The organism is Aliikangiella marina (assembly GCF_007004765.1).
GTDB classification, from domain to species: Bacteria; Pseudomonadota; Gammaproteobacteria; order Enterobacterales; family Kangiellaceae; genus Aliikangiella; species Aliikangiella marina.
Window position 1 is genome coordinate 1,143,407 of record NZ_VIKR01000001.1, and the last position, 15,425, is coordinate 1,158,831.

Sequence of the window (15,425 nt, forward strand, 5' to 3'; positions counted from 1 at the left end):
TATTATTAATTTCTATAATAAAACTTCGCGTTACTGAAGCGCTCAAATATTCACCCGTATATCCCATGTAAAAACCATTGCTGTTTGACTTGATCATAAAAGACCCAATAAATTATTCCATCTTCATGCTCTGCCAAATAATAATCTCGGGCAATTTTTTTCTTCCACCAATAGCTCGTAATTCTTTCTTGAGTAGAGATAATTGTTAACTCACCTTGCCAAATAAGTTTTTGCTGATTGAAATGTATCGGTTTAGGTTTCTCCAATAGCCAGCTGGGGCGGTTATGATTTTCCTCACCGAGTGCATATTGATTCATAGTGGTTTCTTGTTCATTTGATTTACTTTTACTCACATAGCTAGAGTTAGCAATTTCTTTGACTTGGCGATAAGCTAGCTCAGGAACATGTTCAGTTTGTTGCTGTAAGCTATAACAACTATCACTGCCTAATTTGGCGCGAATTTTATTAATAAATCCAGTGTCTTGTTTAAAGTCATAACTTTGTTCAAATAATTGAGCATTAGCCGCATTCAGTTGAGTAAGTTTATTGGCTGTTAGCGTTATCATCTCAATTGGAGCATGCAGTGTGTAACGTTCAAGGTTAAGTTGGGTGAGTTCAATATAGATTTTTTCATTAATTTTGCTATCAGAGACAAGAACATCAAAGCCAATAGTATTTTTTTCTGAGTCGAAAAGTTCCCAGTGAATGACTTGGCAGTTCTTCTGCTGCAAGGTTAGAAAGCGACATAGGTTTTTAATCAAACGTTTAATGGGAAATAACAAACCTTGGCGGTGATGAATTACATCGATAAACTCGAGTTTTTCAAAAAAGTTATCGGGCGGCACAAAGTAATCTTTAGGTTCAGCCAGTTGTGCATAAAGCTTGAGCAAATATTGACTGACAGTTTGGCCAAACCGTTTACGAATCGCCGCTGGTGGGAGTGCTTTTAGTTGAGACAATCGACGAATGCCAACGGAATGAATTTTATCAATCGTTTTATCTGATAAAGCCATTAGCTTTACCGGTAATTCACCAAGTTTTTCTTCAATGCTCTTTTTATCAATTAAATTTTCAGTATAGACCCAGCACTCAAGCGAATAGGCGAGAGGTTTAAATGACAATAATTCTGCACTAGTCGGCGTATGGCCAATCGCGAGCTGAAACATAACCGATTCTTTTTTAAGATCGGACTGAATATTTTTGAGTAAATTGTCGAGTCCTTGATAAAGTTTTAAGCTTCTGGCTATTTCAACTAAAAGTAGTCCCTTTTTATCAATTGCAATGTTTGGTGAATAACCATAAATGAGCATGGCTAAATTGTTCAATAGTTGCCACTCTTGCGGCTTGTTTCTTTCATAGAGTTGAATTTGATCACAAAGGGCATAAGCGCTGGCGATACTTTGTTCATTCTTTATGCCTTGCTGATAAGCCGACTGATTAGCGCACAGAATTCGATTATTTTCGATTACTCCTATAGGGATATCATGATTAGTTTGGCCGTTTAAATTAGCCTCATGATTAGAACCTTTGCAAGATAGATACAAAGTTTCCAGAGGCAATAAGGGTAGACGAATTGATAACCACATTTTGGAACCTAGTGATAAGACGGCAGTGATATTTCGTCATGGCTATTGTCTGACTGAGGGGATTGAATACCGATTTGACTAGTGCCACTGCTGCTCGGTTGATAGCTCGGCCAGTGATTCACTGAAAGGGCATTCCAATATTGACGCTCGGGAAATAGCTTCAAGGTAAGCTCTTGTCCGCTCCAACCTCCCGGTTGCTTGATGATAGAGAGCTTCTGGTGTCGTTGCTCTGATGCCATTAAAATGCGTAATGGTGCTGCAGAGGCTTGTTGATGAAACTGTTGTGAACGAAAAATGAATCCCCAACAATTCCCTGTTTTAGCGGCCAAATTGAGTTTACGGATCGCTTTATTCAGGTTGTTATTCGGTAACCATGTGAGTACCGCTGAGCAGGCGTTTGACGCTAACGCTTGCTGTGCGGCCCAAACCGTATCGACTACCTTTTGAGTTCTCACAACAATGATTCTGTTAAGATCTAGCTGGTGCTTCGCTAGCGCAGGAGGGTAAGGCTCATAGGGCGGATTTATCCAAGTGATGTAACCTGGTTGCCGGTTGAGCTTCGCTAACAATGGACTGAGCAGGCGTATTTCACCAATACCATTTTGACTGAGTAAAAGTTCAGAAACCGCACCTTGGGGCCAGCCGCCTAAATGTAATATTTCATCGAGTTGTTGATAACCAGTACTCAAGGTCCTAGTGCTGCTGGAGTTTGAACCAGCTTGCCAAATAGCCTGATTTTTGAGTAGCTGCGAAACTGCTGTTGAACGGGACATGATTGATAATTAACTCCAAAACTACTTATATAAGTAGCATTAAATTAAGTAGTGATCCAGTGTTTTTTTAAAGGAAAGTGCTAACTAATTGAATTCATTTGAAGTTTATTTTTGAGCACTTTGAAGCATTGGCTTTATCGATTAGTCGTATCACTGGGAGACAAAATTGGCGACTAATAATCAGACAAAAGTGCAACATAAAAACAGCAAAAATCATACAAAACATGAACTTACCTGCTAGGCTTAAAGTATTAAATCACTCACGGTAAGTACAAAATGAAGAAAAATCTCCCAGTAACCGACAAAGAGCAACGGTTGGGAAGCGACGATGAGCTGGTATCATCAACGGATTTGAAAGGCATTACGACCTACGCGAATCAAAAATTTTGTGAAATAGCTCAATTTAGCGAACAAGAATTGGTCGGTAAAAACCATAATGTTGTTCGCCACCCTGACGTACCTCCGGCTGCATTTGCCGATATGTGGAAAAGCCTTAAACAGAAGAAAGCTTGGCGTGGCGTTGTTAAAAACCGTTGTAAAAATGGTGATCACTACTGGGTTGACGCTTTTGTTATGCCAGTTTTTGAAGACGGTCAGGTGTGCTCTTATGAATCAGTAAGAGTCAAACCATCAGCGGGTCAAAAGCGTCGTGCTCAAAAACTCTATGATCATATTAATCATGGAAAAAGCGGGTTACCTCAAAAGTCTTTTCTTAACCTTTCACTGAATCAAAAAAGTATATTGGCGATTATATTAGCCTTATTGCCTGTAACAATAACAGCGGTTAATGAATCGACAATGATAGAGTCTTTGCTCGCTGTCGCGGTTGGCTTAATTGTCGGAATTGTGGGGATAATTTGGGCAAATTCGGGAATGAAAATTGTCTTAGATAAGGCCAGCAGCATTGTCGACAACCCACTTATTGAATACATGTATACCGGGGGATATAGCGAGTCACACAAGATAATGACTGCATTTGGCATGCAGGATACTTTGAATCATACGTTACTCGGCCGAATCAAAGAAGCAAGTGACAAAGTCGGTGGTAAAGTTGCTGCAAATTATCAGTCAGTAGAAGCGGTCCATAAGCAGATTAATGAGCAGCAGTTTGAACTCGAACAAATAGCATCTGCTATGACCGAAATGCACGCTGCAATTCAGGAAATAGCCAATAATACTGCCGAAGCTTCAGCCACAGCTGAAGAAGGTAACCAGGCGATACTTAAAGGTAAGAATTCAGCAAAAGCAGCGGTTAACGATACCAATCAATTAGTTTCAGATATTGACAAAGTCAGCAATGCGCTAGGAAGCCTCAAGGGCGCAGTAGATGGCATTAGTAATATGGTACAAGTCATTAATGACATTGCTGAACAAACGAATATGCTGGCACTTAATGCCGCAATAGAAGCGGCTAGGGCGGGTGATCAAGGGAGAGGTTTTGCCGTTGTTGCTGACGAAGTAAGAACATTAGCGAGTCGCACACAGTCTTCTACTGAAGAAATTCAAGCGCAAATTGAGCAGTTACAAGAGAGTTCAAATAAAGCTATTTCGGCTATGTCCATGGGAAGAGAAAAAGCCCAAGAAAACCTAGAAAACACAACTGATTTAGAGGCAGCTTTAAACGAAGTTATTGCTGCGGTAGGAAGAATACAGGAATCGAATTCTGCAACAGCAACGGCCGTTGATCAGCAAAGTGCAACAACCGATGAAATGAGCCGAAACGTAACAGCAATCAATGACAAAGCTTCTGAAACAATGGAGATAGCTAACGATTTGAGAGAGCAAGGAAATCAGCTATCTAACTTTGCTAATAACTTAATGGATCTCGTGACTCGGTTTAAATTAATCTAATGAGTTTCATTCTCAAAATTCGTATAACTTGATGAAAAATAAAGAAATGATTTTGTTAGTTTTTAGCTTAACCAAGCTATTCACTAGTTATTCATAAACTATCCACAGAATATCCACAAAACCTAGAAATTTATCACCTTTTTATGCTAACTGATTGAAAGCTGATACAAGTCAAATTAAGGGATTTTTTAAGATTGAACTGGTTGTTTTTTGAGCATATACTCGATTCATCCTCAGGGGATTAGAGACCAAAAAAATGACCATTCTAAAAAAAAGTGTATTGTTCTTGTGCAACGGAAACTCAGCTCGATCATTAATGGCTGAGGCTATTCTAAAAAAACAAGCAGGAAATTATTTTGATGTGTTTAGTGCGGGCAGCAAGCCAAATGATGTTGACCCTATTGCCATGAATGTTATCAAAAGGCACAACATGTCAACCGAGGGGTTATATTCAAAGCATATGAAAGAATTCAAAGCCCACGAGTTCGATTTCGTTATTTCTTTATGCAACAAAGCCAAGAAAAAGGGTGAAAAGAAGAATTATGGGTTTATGCAGGAAGTCATTGAGTGGAATTTTGAAGATCCCAAAACCAGGCAGACGGTCAATCCTTATGAAACGACTTTTAAAGAGCTCAACGAGAGAATTAAAATGTTTGTGTTAGTTCAAACCAAAGACATGAAAATAGCGGTTTAAATCTTACCTGAACACTTAATAAATCAATCAAAAAAGGATGGCTAAGCCATCCTTTTTTTTGTAAGGCTATAATGAATCTAAGGCCTTAAATGAGCTTAAGTCCTAAAATAAGCCTAGATAAAAGCCGCTATTTCTTGGGCTTCATAAATTTAAAAGTAAACCTATCGGTATTACCACTCACACTGCGACGGCCAACTTCGTAGCGCAACTCATCATCTGCACGATAATGCAAATCACTATACTCAACAAAAACAAAACCTGCTTCTTGAATTTCTTTAATCGCTAACACTGGATCAAAACGTCGACGATTTTCGGCATTAAGTGGCTCCATATGGCGCATAGTATGATCAACAACCGCATAGATGCCGCCTGGTTTTAAAGCTTTGAATACTGCTTCATTCATCGCCCGTCGGCCTTCTTCGGCAAAATTATGGTAATTACGGAAAGTAAAGACCATGTCAAAGTCTTTCTCGGAAAGGGTAAATGAATCCATTACATAAAAGCGGCTACCTTCTGGGCGACGAATATTAGTATTGGTTTCTAAAACATTAAACTTCATATCCTTTTGACCGGTGAGCCTCTCCTTGACTCGATTGGTTCCTATGGCGACATGGAAGTCACCTTTTTCAGCCAGAGTAGGTGCAAGTAATTTGGTATACCAGCCACCGCCCGGTAACAGTTCAAGTACTTTCATATCATCATTTAAGCCGAAGAACTTAAGTGTCTGAACTGGCCTGCGGTTTCGGTCGCGTTCGGTTTCAGCTTCGGTACGAATATCAGCTTTCATCGCCGCTCGAACTTTCTCCTCAGTCGCTTCTGACATCTTATGATCATTGGCGAAGACTGAAGTAGAAACGAAAAGACTGGCTAAGCTAAGGGTTAAGATTTTATTCATGAGGTCCTCAATTTTTCATTTTGAACGAGATTATAATGAGACTTATACATTTACGCTTGTGCAATACATTTAGATTACGTTGAGTAGATTACCGTTTTCACATTACAAAATTAAATCAGCGTATTTGAGTTCGGATTTAATCAATAACAGATATTCCTGGCAAAGCCCGCAAATTAATTTGATTTAATTAAAATAAGCTCTTGTTGTGGCGGAATTAAGTACTCAGCACCATCTTCTGTAATTACGGCCATTTCTTCTACCGATATAGTTTTTAGGGTACCGTCTGGTCTTTTCCACGCATGAAAGCCATCAAACGCAAACACCATACCGGTTTGTAACTTTCGTTTTGACGCGGGGCGGACTTCGGCGGCTTGACTACCTCCTAAATTGGGGCCGGTATCATGTGCCACGTAGCCAACAGGGTGACCAGTACTCCACATAACATATTCACTGCCGGCTTGTTTCATCAATTTACGCTGCGCTGCATCAACGTCAATTCCTCGTACGCCGGGTTGCATCGCCTTAAATGCCGCTGAACTGCCATTACGAGCACTGGTCCAGTAATATTGAATGTCCTCTGGCGCTTTTGTTTGGTTAGGGTGTAAAACATAAGCGAATCTTTGAATGTCGCTGACCCACTTATCATAGAGTTTAATTCCAAAATCAATTTGAATAACATCCCCTGAATTAATGATTTTGTTAGTCGCATGAGAGTGACCTCGGTCGGGACCAGAATTTACGTTTGGATTTTGATCAGGCGCCCACGCATCAGTTACGCCGTATTCAGCCATTTTGTCTTTCAAAAATTTTGCAATATCGGCATCTGTGGATTGTCCCGGGATTACTTGTTGGTATGCTTCAATCTGCCATTGTGCAGTTAATTTAGCTGCAAGCCGCATGATCTCAACTTCTTCCGGTAGTTTAATTGCTAACCATTGATAAATCAGTTCTTCCGATGAAACGAGTTTTGACGCAAGCGCTTCACCTAAAGCCGTTGTTAGTGTTTGCCGTTGGCTGTGACTAAGACCATCCGCTTGCGCATTATTAAAAGAAGAGTTGATCGCGATATTCTTGAAACCCTGCTGCTTAACAAAATCTGCCATCAAGGTTATTGCCGAGTCACCACGTGGAACTGAAACCACCTTATCATGGATTTTTAGATCAGCTAGTGCCGTTGCTTCTCCTACCGGCGAAAAAACCACTGAATGAAAGCCGTTTGCATCACGATAAAACAGATAAGCAGCGGTTGAGCCTGCGTTTTCGCCGCCAATATGTTCTGCGATAGGATCATTATTGTTTTCTCTACAGAGCGTCAACCAAGCGTCAATATTCGCTCGTTGCATCGCTAATGGTAGAAGTTGAGCAATTCGTTTTTTCCTGATTTCTGGCCAAGGATTTTGACTTAGTTTCGCTTTCAGTTTAGCGTTTGTAGGTTGGTGAATAGGCTGACTAGCATCAGCGCTATCTTCGACTTTCTTTTGAGCTGATGATGGATTACAGGCAACTAAAAATAATCCGGTAACTAGCAAACTGGTAAGACGTAAAAACATGTCGCTTTCCTTATTATTGTTTTTTCATTGGCTTTCAATCTTTATAATTCGATGGCAATTTAACCAATTGAAATATTGTCGTGTCTTATTCTTCGTGTTCTATTACACTTACTGATTATTCTTCAGAGAGATAAATGTGTATTGCATCGACATATAGGAATTGCAACGAATTACAGACGGCCAATATCTTAGCAGTACTTCAGGTTCAGTTGCAATCTTACGCTAGCGATAATGTCACTTAGCAATTTTTCGAGGCAAGTATTAAAAACGAACTGATTGAGGGCTAACCAAAGGAGATACAAGTTGGAACATGAAAATGAGGGCTTCACACCATCAAAAAAATTAAATTTTATTATTGGCATTTGTGCAATTTTAATTTCTTTAGCATCATTCTATGCAACTTACTTGCAAGCAAAATCAGCAGAGCAGCAAGTTAAAGCGATGACTTATCCTTTAATTCAAACGGTAACTAACAATTATGATCTTGAGAAGCAAGAGTCGGCAATAAGTTTAGTTTTGATCAATAGCGGAGTCGGTCCTGCGATTATTAAAAATGTGATTTATCAGTACGAGGGACAAGAATACAACACCGTTTTTGATTATTTAAAAGCATGCTGTAATGAAGAATACCAGAATTTTAAGTCTGCCCAATCATCTGATTCAGCAACAGTTCGAGCGCAAATAATTACTTCCAGGGATAGAGAAATAATTCTGGCTGCTAATGACTCAACTCAAACACTTTACTTACTAAAACATGAAACCAACAAAGAATTGTGGAATAAATTAAATAGCGAAAGAAGAAAATTAAATATGAGCGTATGTTATTGTTCGCTTTTAGAGAATTGTTATCAATCTATAAGTGTCGGCATGACACAAGAGGTAAAGTCTTGTTCACATTAAACCTTCCAGGGTAACAAAATGAGTCACATTCAGTTAAACAATAAATTATTGTTAGTTATGTGGCTTTTTTTTCTTAACGCAGAAGATAACCATTATTTTCATTAGACTCGTCCTCAAATGAGTTCTATGAATAAAGTATATCTTAAATAATAGTCTAAACTAATTATCAAAGCCATGATTCACTCGGCACCTCCGCAAATATTTGAGTCGTTATGTACAAATATGTATTTATATTTTCCTTAGTTATTGCGCCAGCATATTCCTTGGCACAAGAAACTTTGCAGGTTAGATTTATTCCTCCTTCAACTCCGGGTGATCCTGCCCATAGCTATTATATAAAGGTAATCGACGCTGTTTTGTCAGCAACAGAAACAACTGATGGGCCTTACCAACTTAAAGCGAATGACATTTATTTAGTCCAATCAAGAGCAATAGCGGAACTCAGTAAAAATCGTAAAATCGATGTTTATTGGACAATGACTTCAAAACAAAGAGAGTCTTTATTAAGGCCCATTAAGATACCTTTACTAAAAGGTTATCTAGGCTATCGAGTTTTTTTAATCCGCGCTGAAGATAAAGAGAAGTTTGCCAAGATTACAACAATAGAAGAACTTTCAAAGTTGGTTGCCGGTCGGGGACATGATTGGCCAGACCGAAAAATACTTGAATTTAATGGTCTTAATGTTCTACCAGTGTCAACTTATGATGCACTATTTACTATGTTAGAGAAAAAGCGGATTGATTATTTTCCGCGTGGTATCAATGAAGCTTGGCAAGAACTTGAAATTCACAGCGAGAAAAATTTTGTTGTTGATGAAAATATTCTATTTCGATATCCAGCGCCAGTATACTTTTTTGTTCATCCGGACAATGAGAGACTAGCCGCTCGAATACAGCGAGGTTTAGATATTATTATTAATAACGGTCAATTTGATGATCTGCTTAAACTTTACCCCGAGAGTCAGGAAGTTTTACAAAAAGCCAATATCGAAAATCGACGAATATTTGAATTAAAGACGCCTTAATTGGCTATTCACCTCGACGTTATTAGTGGCTGACTTGAAATTAATAATCATTGAGTTTTAGCGTAACAAACATACCACGGTTACTGATTAGGCTTTCGCTGATCTTTTATTAGACTTGATCCCATTAAGATGTCGTTTAATAAAGAATATGATGCATTTTGACAGATTTTTACAGTTCTCAGATTTATTTAAAGGTATGATTTATACTTATTTTTAGTCTATTGACTATCATAAAATCGACACTGGGCAGGTTAAACTAAATGAATAAGCATACTTTACTCGCGGCGATAACGCTGGTTTCATTGACGGGATGTGATTCAGGTTCTAATCGACAACAACCGGAATTAAGTGAGTTCTTAATAGCATCTAATAAAACCGTTTGTACTGGATTAGCACAGCGAAGCTGCTTACAAGTTAATATTGATGGTGGTACACAGGTTAACAACGTATTTGAGTCAATTGAGGGATTTGATTTTGAGTGGGGGGTTACGTCACGAATTCAGGTCGAGGTTAGTAACCTAGATAATCCTCCTCAGGATGCCTCTAGCGTGTCTTACGAGCTTTATTCAATCGACTCTCAAATTCAAGATCCCATCGGAACCGAATACCAATACCAGAATGTAGAGGTTTTTACTCAAACGATCAGCCTGGAAGAGGGGCAATATCGTTTTCTTGGCGATGATATCGACTGTCAACCAATTGACTGTGACACTATTATTCAAATGGCTGATATGGGCGCAATTATTAATTTAACCTTTACCTTTAATGGAGATGGCCAAATAGAGCTAACCGATTGGAATTAAAATTATCCCAGTATCGGGCTTTCATCATTGTTTTGATCATTGCTCTAATCACCGCTCAATCATTGAGGGTGTTAATTGTGCATAAGTCATATATCAATATTTGAGATTTTCGACTAGACTCATCTTAGAAGGTTTTGTCGGAGAAAACCTAGTTTTGGAAATTAATCTTGGTACTAGAGTTAAGATACTGCTATTGGTTATGGCATTACTTATGCCATGGTTTAATGAATCTTATGCATTCCAAGAAAGGGCCAGCTTTAGCGTCGGTTATATTCACTTTCCACCGCTAATTATCGTCGATGAGCCTGACAAGGGGCCGGAACAAGTCAAAGGCTTGTTGAGCGAATTGATGATAAAATCAGTATCTGAGTGTAATTTTGACGTCAATTTCAGTTATTTATCACTTAACCGGTTCTATGCCGCTGTCGCAAAGGGCGATAAATCACAAGTACAAATAATCCCAAAGGGAATTAAACAATTAGACGGGTTACTAATCTATAGCGATTTTCCAGTTGCAGTCACTGCCTTAAATATGTACTGGAACAAATCTCACGCCACCCAAAAGACTTACAATCTAAAGGACTTGTCCGACCAGACCGTCGTGGTGATCAGCGGATATCAATACGCGGGGCTGATACAAAAACTGCGAGAATACCCAAAGCTCGAAATTATCTCGGTTGATAACGTTAAAGCAGCAAAAACGTTGCTCCTTAAAGGCCGAGCTAAATTTGCGCTTATCTATCAAAGCATGTTTGAACAAGAAAAAGCGTTTAAAAACAGCTTTGCCTTTACCAATTTATCGACGATAGAATATTTCATTTCTGCTCATAAAGATTTAGCCAACAAGGAAGAAATTCTTGCCTGTTTAGCGGATGTCCATCAACGAATACTGAACAATAAAACGGTTAAAAAAACAAAAAGTTCGCACCCAATTAATCGATAGTAATCGATAAAAAGGTTAGAATGATCAAACCTTTTTACCATCGATATCAATCTTAAAACCGAATACCTCAATGACAAACTTTGCGTTATTAGAAAAGCTTGGATGGCAACCGTTTTATCAGCAACAACTATCGCTCGATGAATGGGAGAATGCCATTCCTGCGCGAGTCGTCGATCAACACAAGTCTATCTTAGCGGTGACAACCGAAACGGAGTCATTAACAATCAATATTCTGCCTAGCATGCCTAATTTTGTGGTTGGCGATTGGTTGCTGTTGAATAACGAAAATCAATTTCTCCGCCTGTTAGATAGAAAAACTTGCTTTAAGCGGAAAGCGGCCGGTACTCAAATCAAGGAACAACTGATCTCAGCCAATATCGATACTGCGTTTATTGTATGCTCCCTCAATGATGATTTTAATTTAAATCGCTTAGAACGCTATCTATCGCTTGTAAATGAAGCTGAAGTTGAACCGATTATTTTATTGAGTAAAAGCGATTTGGTCGACGATATTGAAACTTATACTCGCCAGATTTTAGGATTGGATTCTCATTTAATCGTCGCGCCAGTTAACTGCTTAGATTCGGCGAGCACAGAGCAATTGGCTCCATGGCTTAAACCAGGCAGTACCATTGTCGTATTAGGATCTTCAGGCGTGGGCAAATCAACTTTAATCAATACGCTTTTAGGGGAGTCAAAACAAAGTACAGCGAGTATCCGTCAAGATGATAGTAAGGGGCGCCATACAACAACAAGTCGTTCGCTGTTGCCACTGCAGTCAGGCGCGCTAATTCTTGATACTCCTGGTATGCGAGAAATCCAACTAACCGATTGTAAAGAGGGCATTGCTGCGACATTTTCTGATATCGAACAACTCGCGAATGACTGTCGTTATAAAGATTGCCAGCACCAGTCCGAACCAGGGTGCGCTGTTAATCAAGCAGTTTTAAACGGCAAATTGGAACAACGGCGGTTAGATAATTATTTAAAGCTACTGAAAGAAGATGCGATCAATTCTGCCAGTCTTGCGGAAAAACGGGCGCAAGATAAAGCTTTGGGTAAGTTTTATAAACGCAGTTTAAGCGAGTCTTATAAGTTTAAGGGACGAGATTCCAATAACTAACTATTCGAGATTCACGAGTTATTAAGCCCTTGATCATTTTGCACTCAGTTAGATTAATCCTTATTGCATTCTCATCAGTGGTGAATAAAAACTAACGCGTTATCGATCTCTTCTTCTAAATTGTCTAACGCTTCAATCGTTTCATCAATCGTTTTACCCAACCAAGACTCAATTGATTTTGGCACTGCACTACGTTCTCTCGAATCAGCATTAAGCCGGTGAAAGATTTGGCTGCCACAAAAAATCGCTTTGGCAATATCACTATCATTGCCACTGGCGATTGATTCTGCCGATAAAGCGTGATGATTTTTAATGGCTTCAACTAACCTAGGTGGTAACTGCCATTCCTCCGCTAACATGGCACCAAGTTCACTATGGTCGATTCCAAATAACTCTTGTTCAACCATGTGATCGGCTTTATCCATGAGCTTGGCTGTTTCTAAAACTTTTGCGTAGTTTTCTGGGTAGAAATGGGCAAAAACAATTTTGCCAATGTTATGGAGCAATCCAGCGACAAAGTAATCAGCACTTTCAAATTTGGAGATGCCTTTTTGTTCAGCTAGGAGTTTGGCAGCAACACCGACAGAAAGCGATTGCAACCAAAAGGCATCCATATCTAAACCGGCTGAATTAGTCTTTGGTAATGATCCTGAGGTTGCAATGCTGATAGCTAAATTCTTAATCACATCAATACCAACATATACAACAGCATGCTGAACTGAAGTCACTTCACGCACCAGCCCGAAAAGCGGCGAGTTGACGAGTTTTAAAACTCGCACCGTCATTACCATGTCTCTCTCGACAACCGCTACCAGCTCTTTGGCTGCAACGTCACTCTTGGCTGTCAATTCAAGTATTTTGCTCACGCTTTCGGGGAAGGCGGGTAACTTGTCAATGAGCTGCGCGAGTTCTGTATGATCAATTAACATGACGATATTCTTCAGTAACTTAACTCTTTCAAGCTTAGCATAGGCTCATTTTAATGCTGACTTTTAGTTAACCGTTACTCGCTTGGTGCTCGAAGGCGACTTAGGCGGTTTTCTGCGGAGAAAGAGGATTATTGGCTGAAGTTTGACTGAAGGAATGCAGCGTCGTGACATCAACATACAAAGAACTCATCTTAATAAAACCGATTTTCATCCTTTGGTTGTATATTTATTAACCAAAAACAAAGAAATCCGTAATATTTACCGCTCTCGCGTGCTCTTCGCTTTGAGACAAAACCTATTTTTATATACACTGTGGACGGTTTTTAATATCTCAAGGATTTGTTTTGTCTAATAATTCATCATCAAGTATGGCTGCCACCGCAAGAACGGGCTGGTTTAATCGCTTTTTAGCGACCGTTGAATGGCTTGGAAATCTATTACCGCATCCAGTCACCTTATTTGCAATGTTTGCATTAGGGATTATTTTTCTCAGCGGAATCCTCGGATATTTTGAAGTAAGCGTCGCGGACCCGAGACCTGAAGGGAGTTCAGGCAGGGCGGCTGACGGGATGATCAAAGTAGTTTCGCTGCTTACCGCTGAAGGATTACAAAAAATAGTCACTGGTTTAGTAACCAACTTCACCGGCTTTGCGCCATTAGGAACAGTGTTAGTGGCCATGCTTGGGGTTGCGGTAGCTGAGCATTCCGGCATGTTATCAGTTGCCATGCGTTCGCTCGTTATGAATGCTTCTAAAAGAATGGTAACGGTCACTGTGGTGTTTGCAGGGATTGTTTCCAATACCGCATCAGAGCTGGGTTACGTTGTCTTAATTCCGCTTGCAGCAATGATATTCCACTCGTTGGGCCGTCATCCGATCGCTGGTTTAGCGGCGGCTTTCGCTGGTGTTTCAGGTGGATATAGCGCCAACTTATTATTAGGTACGGTTGATCCATTGCTCTCCGGGATTACCGAAGCTGCAGCTCACTTGCTTGATCCAAGCTACACGGTAGGACCAGAGGTTAACTGGTATTTTATGTTCGTTAGTACTTTTGTTATCGCTGCCACTGGCGCTTTGGTGACTGAGAAAATCGTTGAACCACGTCTGGGAGAATATGATAACTCAGAAGCATCTATCGACCTTGGTGAGCAAAAAATGGACAAGCCAACGGCGCAAGAAATGAAAGCTTTAAAAGCCGCCGGGATCGCATTTTTAGTGCTCGTTGGGATCCTTGCGTTAACCATCGTTCCTGAAAATGGCGTATTACGTCATCCAGAAACCGGTAAAGTTGCAGGTTCTCCATTTTTAAAGGGTATTGTTGTATTTATCTTCATCACTTTTGCGATTCCAGGATTTGTATTTGGTAAAGTCGCTGGGACGATGAAAAATGACCGTGATGTAATCGATGCAATGGCTAAAAGTATTTCAAGTCTGGGTCTTTACATCACACTGGTATTTTTTGCCGCGCAATTTGTAGCTTTTTTCAAGTGGACCAATTTAGGGACTGTATTAGCCGTAAAAGGTGCAGCCTTGTTACAAGCGTTGGGGCTCGACGGTCCAGAAGTATTCGTTTTATTTATCATTATGTGTGCAATGATTAACTTGAGCCTAGGCAGCGCGTCAGCGCAATGGGCGGTTACTGCACCTATTTTTGTACCAATGTTAATGCTGATCGGGTTTGCCCCAGAGGCAATTCAAGCGGCATATCGTATCGGTGACTCCGTGTCGAACTTGATCACGCCGATGATGAGTTATTTTGGCCTGATACTCGCTATGGCAGCTCGATACCAGAAAAACTTGGGGATGGGGACTTTGATAGCCACCATGCTACCGTATTCAATGATTTTCTTTGTCGTATGGACGACGCTGTTCTATATTTGGGTCTTCTTGCTGGGCTTACCAGTAGGACCAGGGTCAGCGACATACTATACGCCTTAAGGGTTAAAATTTAATAGGGGCCAATAAATTTTGGACTTCCAGCCTATTAATCGCAAAGCGAAAATCAAAGCAGGTAATTAAGCCTGCTTTGTTTTTTAGTACAAATAAAAATTCGTAAGCGTAAAATTTCTAAATCATAAAACTTCGAACTCAATTTGCCTATGAAATTAACCAAATCGCTAACGACTGTGTCACTTAGTCTGTTTTTTATCGGTTGCTTTGAGACGACTTCAGTAAAAGGGGTATTTCTAAACAAAACCCAGAATTTACGAATAGATAATCTATAGATCCTTTATAAAACAAGCAGTTACACTTATTTTTATTTCTCAAAAATCCTTTGGTTTACATTAAATAAAACAAAAAAAGTGTAACCGGTCTAGATAAGTTCATTTATCTATTTAAGACTATCTCTCTTG

13 protein-coding genes are annotated in these 15,425 nt (G+C 39.7%); 8 read left to right on the forward strand and 5 right to left on the reverse strand.

Annotated elements, in window-relative coordinates; genetic code table 11:
- Nucleotides 1–50: 50 nt before the first annotated feature.
- Together FLL45_RS05025 and imuA are read right to left on the reverse strand one after the other, a co-directional pair.
- Nucleotides 51–1,586 carry a Y-family DNA polymerase gene (locus tag FLL45_RS05025; protein WP_142940882.1) on the reverse strand — a complete coding sequence of 512 codons (1,536 nt, stop codon included), beginning with the start codon at nucleotides 1,584–1,586 and terminating at the stop codon, nucleotides 51–53.
- An 8-nt stretch (nucleotides 1,587–1,594) separates the two neighbouring features.
- A complete protein-coding gene (gene imuA, locus FLL45_RS05030; RefSeq protein WP_142940883.1) occupies nucleotides 1,595–2,359 on the reverse strand; it encodes a translesion DNA synthesis-associated protein ImuA in 765 nt (254 codons plus the stop codon).
- 276 nt (nucleotides 2,360–2,635) lie between these two features.
- On the opposite strand from imuA, the gene FLL45_RS05035 reads away from it, so the two are divergent.
- Together FLL45_RS05035 and FLL45_RS05040 are read left to right on the forward strand one after the other, a co-directional pair.
- Entirely contained in the window at nucleotides 2,636–4,210 is a 1,575-nt protein-coding gene (locus FLL45_RS05035; protein ID WP_142940884.1) for a methyl-accepting chemotaxis protein, read from the forward strand.
- 256 nt (nucleotides 4,211–4,466) lie between these two features.
- Nucleotides 4,467–4,904 carry an arsenate reductase/protein-tyrosine-phosphatase family protein gene (locus FLL45_RS05040; RefSeq protein WP_142940885.1) on the forward strand — a complete coding sequence of 146 codons (438 nt, stop codon included), beginning with the start codon at nucleotides 4,467–4,469 and terminating at the stop codon, nucleotides 4,902–4,904.
- Nucleotides 4,905–5,031: 127 nt separating this feature from the next.
- Here FLL45_RS05040 and FLL45_RS05045 read toward each other — a convergent pair whose 3' ends face one another.
- Nucleotides 5,032–5,799 (reverse strand): class I SAM-dependent methyltransferase, encoded by a 768-nt coding sequence (locus tag FLL45_RS05045; protein ID WP_142940886.1) that lies wholly within the window; start codon nucleotides 5,797–5,799, stop codon nucleotides 5,032–5,034.
- A gap of 173 nt (nucleotides 5,800–5,972) precedes the next feature.
- Nucleotides 5,973–7,349, reverse strand: a complete 1,377-nt coding sequence (locus FLL45_RS05050; RefSeq protein ID WP_142940887.1) for a M24 family metallopeptidase — start codon at nucleotides 7,347–7,349, stop codon at nucleotides 5,973–5,975.
- Nucleotides 7,350–7,652: 303 nt separating this feature from the next.
- Between FLL45_RS05050 and FLL45_RS05055 the strand changes: the two genes are divergently transcribed.
- The 5 genes from FLL45_RS05055 (at nucleotide 7,653) to rsgA (ending at nucleotide 12,143) form a co-directional block, all read left to right on the forward strand.
- Complete coding sequence (locus FLL45_RS05055) at nucleotides 7,653–8,249, forward strand: hypothetical protein (protein ID WP_142940888.1); 597 nt, start codon at nucleotides 7,653–7,655, stop codon at nucleotides 8,247–8,249.
- A gap of 212 nt (nucleotides 8,250–8,461) precedes the next feature.
- Nucleotides 8,462–9,274, forward strand: a complete 813-nt coding sequence (locus FLL45_RS05060; RefSeq protein ID WP_142940889.1) for a type 2 periplasmic-binding domain-containing protein — start codon at nucleotides 8,462–8,464, stop codon at nucleotides 9,272–9,274.
- A 260-nt stretch (nucleotides 9,275–9,534) separates the two neighbouring features.
- Complete coding sequence (locus FLL45_RS05065; RefSeq protein WP_142940890.1) at nucleotides 9,535–10,077, forward strand: DUF4377 domain-containing protein; 543 nt, start codon at nucleotides 9,535–9,537, stop codon at nucleotides 10,075–10,077.
- Between the two features lie 154 nt (nucleotides 10,078–10,231).
- Nucleotides 10,232–11,020 (forward strand): type 2 periplasmic-binding domain-containing protein, encoded by a 789-nt coding sequence (locus FLL45_RS05070; protein ID WP_185964336.1) that lies wholly within the window; start codon nucleotides 10,232–10,234, stop codon nucleotides 11,018–11,020.
- A gap of 70 nt (nucleotides 11,021–11,090) precedes the next feature.
- Nucleotides 11,091–12,143 carry a ribosome small subunit-dependent GTPase A gene (rsgA, locus tag FLL45_RS05075; protein WP_142940892.1) on the forward strand — a complete coding sequence of 351 codons (1,053 nt, stop codon included), beginning with the start codon at nucleotides 11,091–11,093 and terminating at the stop codon, nucleotides 12,141–12,143.
- Between the two features lie 74 nt (nucleotides 12,144–12,217).
- Here the strand turns inward: rsgA and FLL45_RS05080 are convergent, their stop codons facing one another.
- Nucleotides 12,218–13,072, reverse strand: a complete 855-nt coding sequence (locus tag FLL45_RS05080; RefSeq protein WP_142940893.1) for an HDOD domain-containing protein — start codon at nucleotides 13,070–13,072, stop codon at nucleotides 12,218–12,220.
- Between the two features lie 368 nt (nucleotides 13,073–13,440).
- On the opposite strand from FLL45_RS05080, the gene FLL45_RS05085 reads away from it, so the two are divergent.
- Nucleotides 13,441–15,009, forward strand: a complete 1,569-nt coding sequence (locus FLL45_RS05085; protein ID WP_142941164.1) for an AbgT family transporter — start codon at nucleotides 13,441–13,443, stop codon at nucleotides 15,007–15,009.
- The last annotated feature ends 416 nt before the right edge of the window (nucleotides 15,010–15,425 follow it).

What these genes read in the sequence shown, in the direction of transcription:
- FLL45_RS05060 (WP_142940889.1), top strand. Translation starts at nt 8,462, where the DNA reads ATGTACAAATATGTATTTATATTTTCCTTAGTTATTGCGCCAGCATAT.
- FLL45_RS05025 (WP_142940882.1), bottom strand. Translation starts at nt 1,586, where the DNA reads ATGTGGTTATCAATTCGTCTACCCTTATTGCCTCTGGAAACTTTGTAT.
- FLL45_RS05035 (WP_142940884.1), top strand. Translation starts at nt 2,636, where the DNA reads ATGAAGAAAAATCTCCCAGTAACCGACAAAGAGCAACGGTTGGGAAGC.
- imuA (WP_142940883.1), bottom strand. Translation starts at nt 2,359, where the DNA reads ATGTCCCGTTCAACAGCAGTTTCGCAGCTACTCAAAAATCAGGCTATT.
- FLL45_RS05085 (WP_142941164.1), top strand. Translation starts at nt 13,441, where the DNA reads ATGGCTGCCACCGCAAGAACGGGCTGGTTTAATCGCTTTTTAGCGACC.
- FLL45_RS05065 (WP_142940890.1), top strand. Translation starts at nt 9,535, where the DNA reads ATGAATAAGCATACTTTACTCGCGGCGATAACGCTGGTTTCATTGACG.
- FLL45_RS05040 (WP_142940885.1), top strand. Translation starts at nt 4,467, where the DNA reads ATGACCATTCTAAAAAAAAGTGTATTGTTCTTGTGCAACGGAAACTCA.
- FLL45_RS05050 (WP_142940887.1), bottom strand. Translation starts at nt 7,349, where the DNA reads ATGTTTTTACGTCTTACCAGTTTGCTAGTTACCGGATTATTTTTAGTT.
- FLL45_RS05080 (WP_142940893.1), bottom strand. Translation starts at nt 13,072, where the DNA reads ATGTTAATTGATCATACAGAACTCGCGCAGCTCATTGACAAGTTACCC.
- rsgA (WP_142940892.1), top strand. Translation starts at nt 11,091, where the DNA reads ATGACAAACTTTGCGTTATTAGAAAAGCTTGGATGGCAACCGTTTTAT.
- FLL45_RS05045 (WP_142940886.1), bottom strand. Translation starts at nt 5,799, where the DNA reads ATGAATAAAATCTTAACCCTTAGCTTAGCCAGTCTTTTCGTTTCTACT.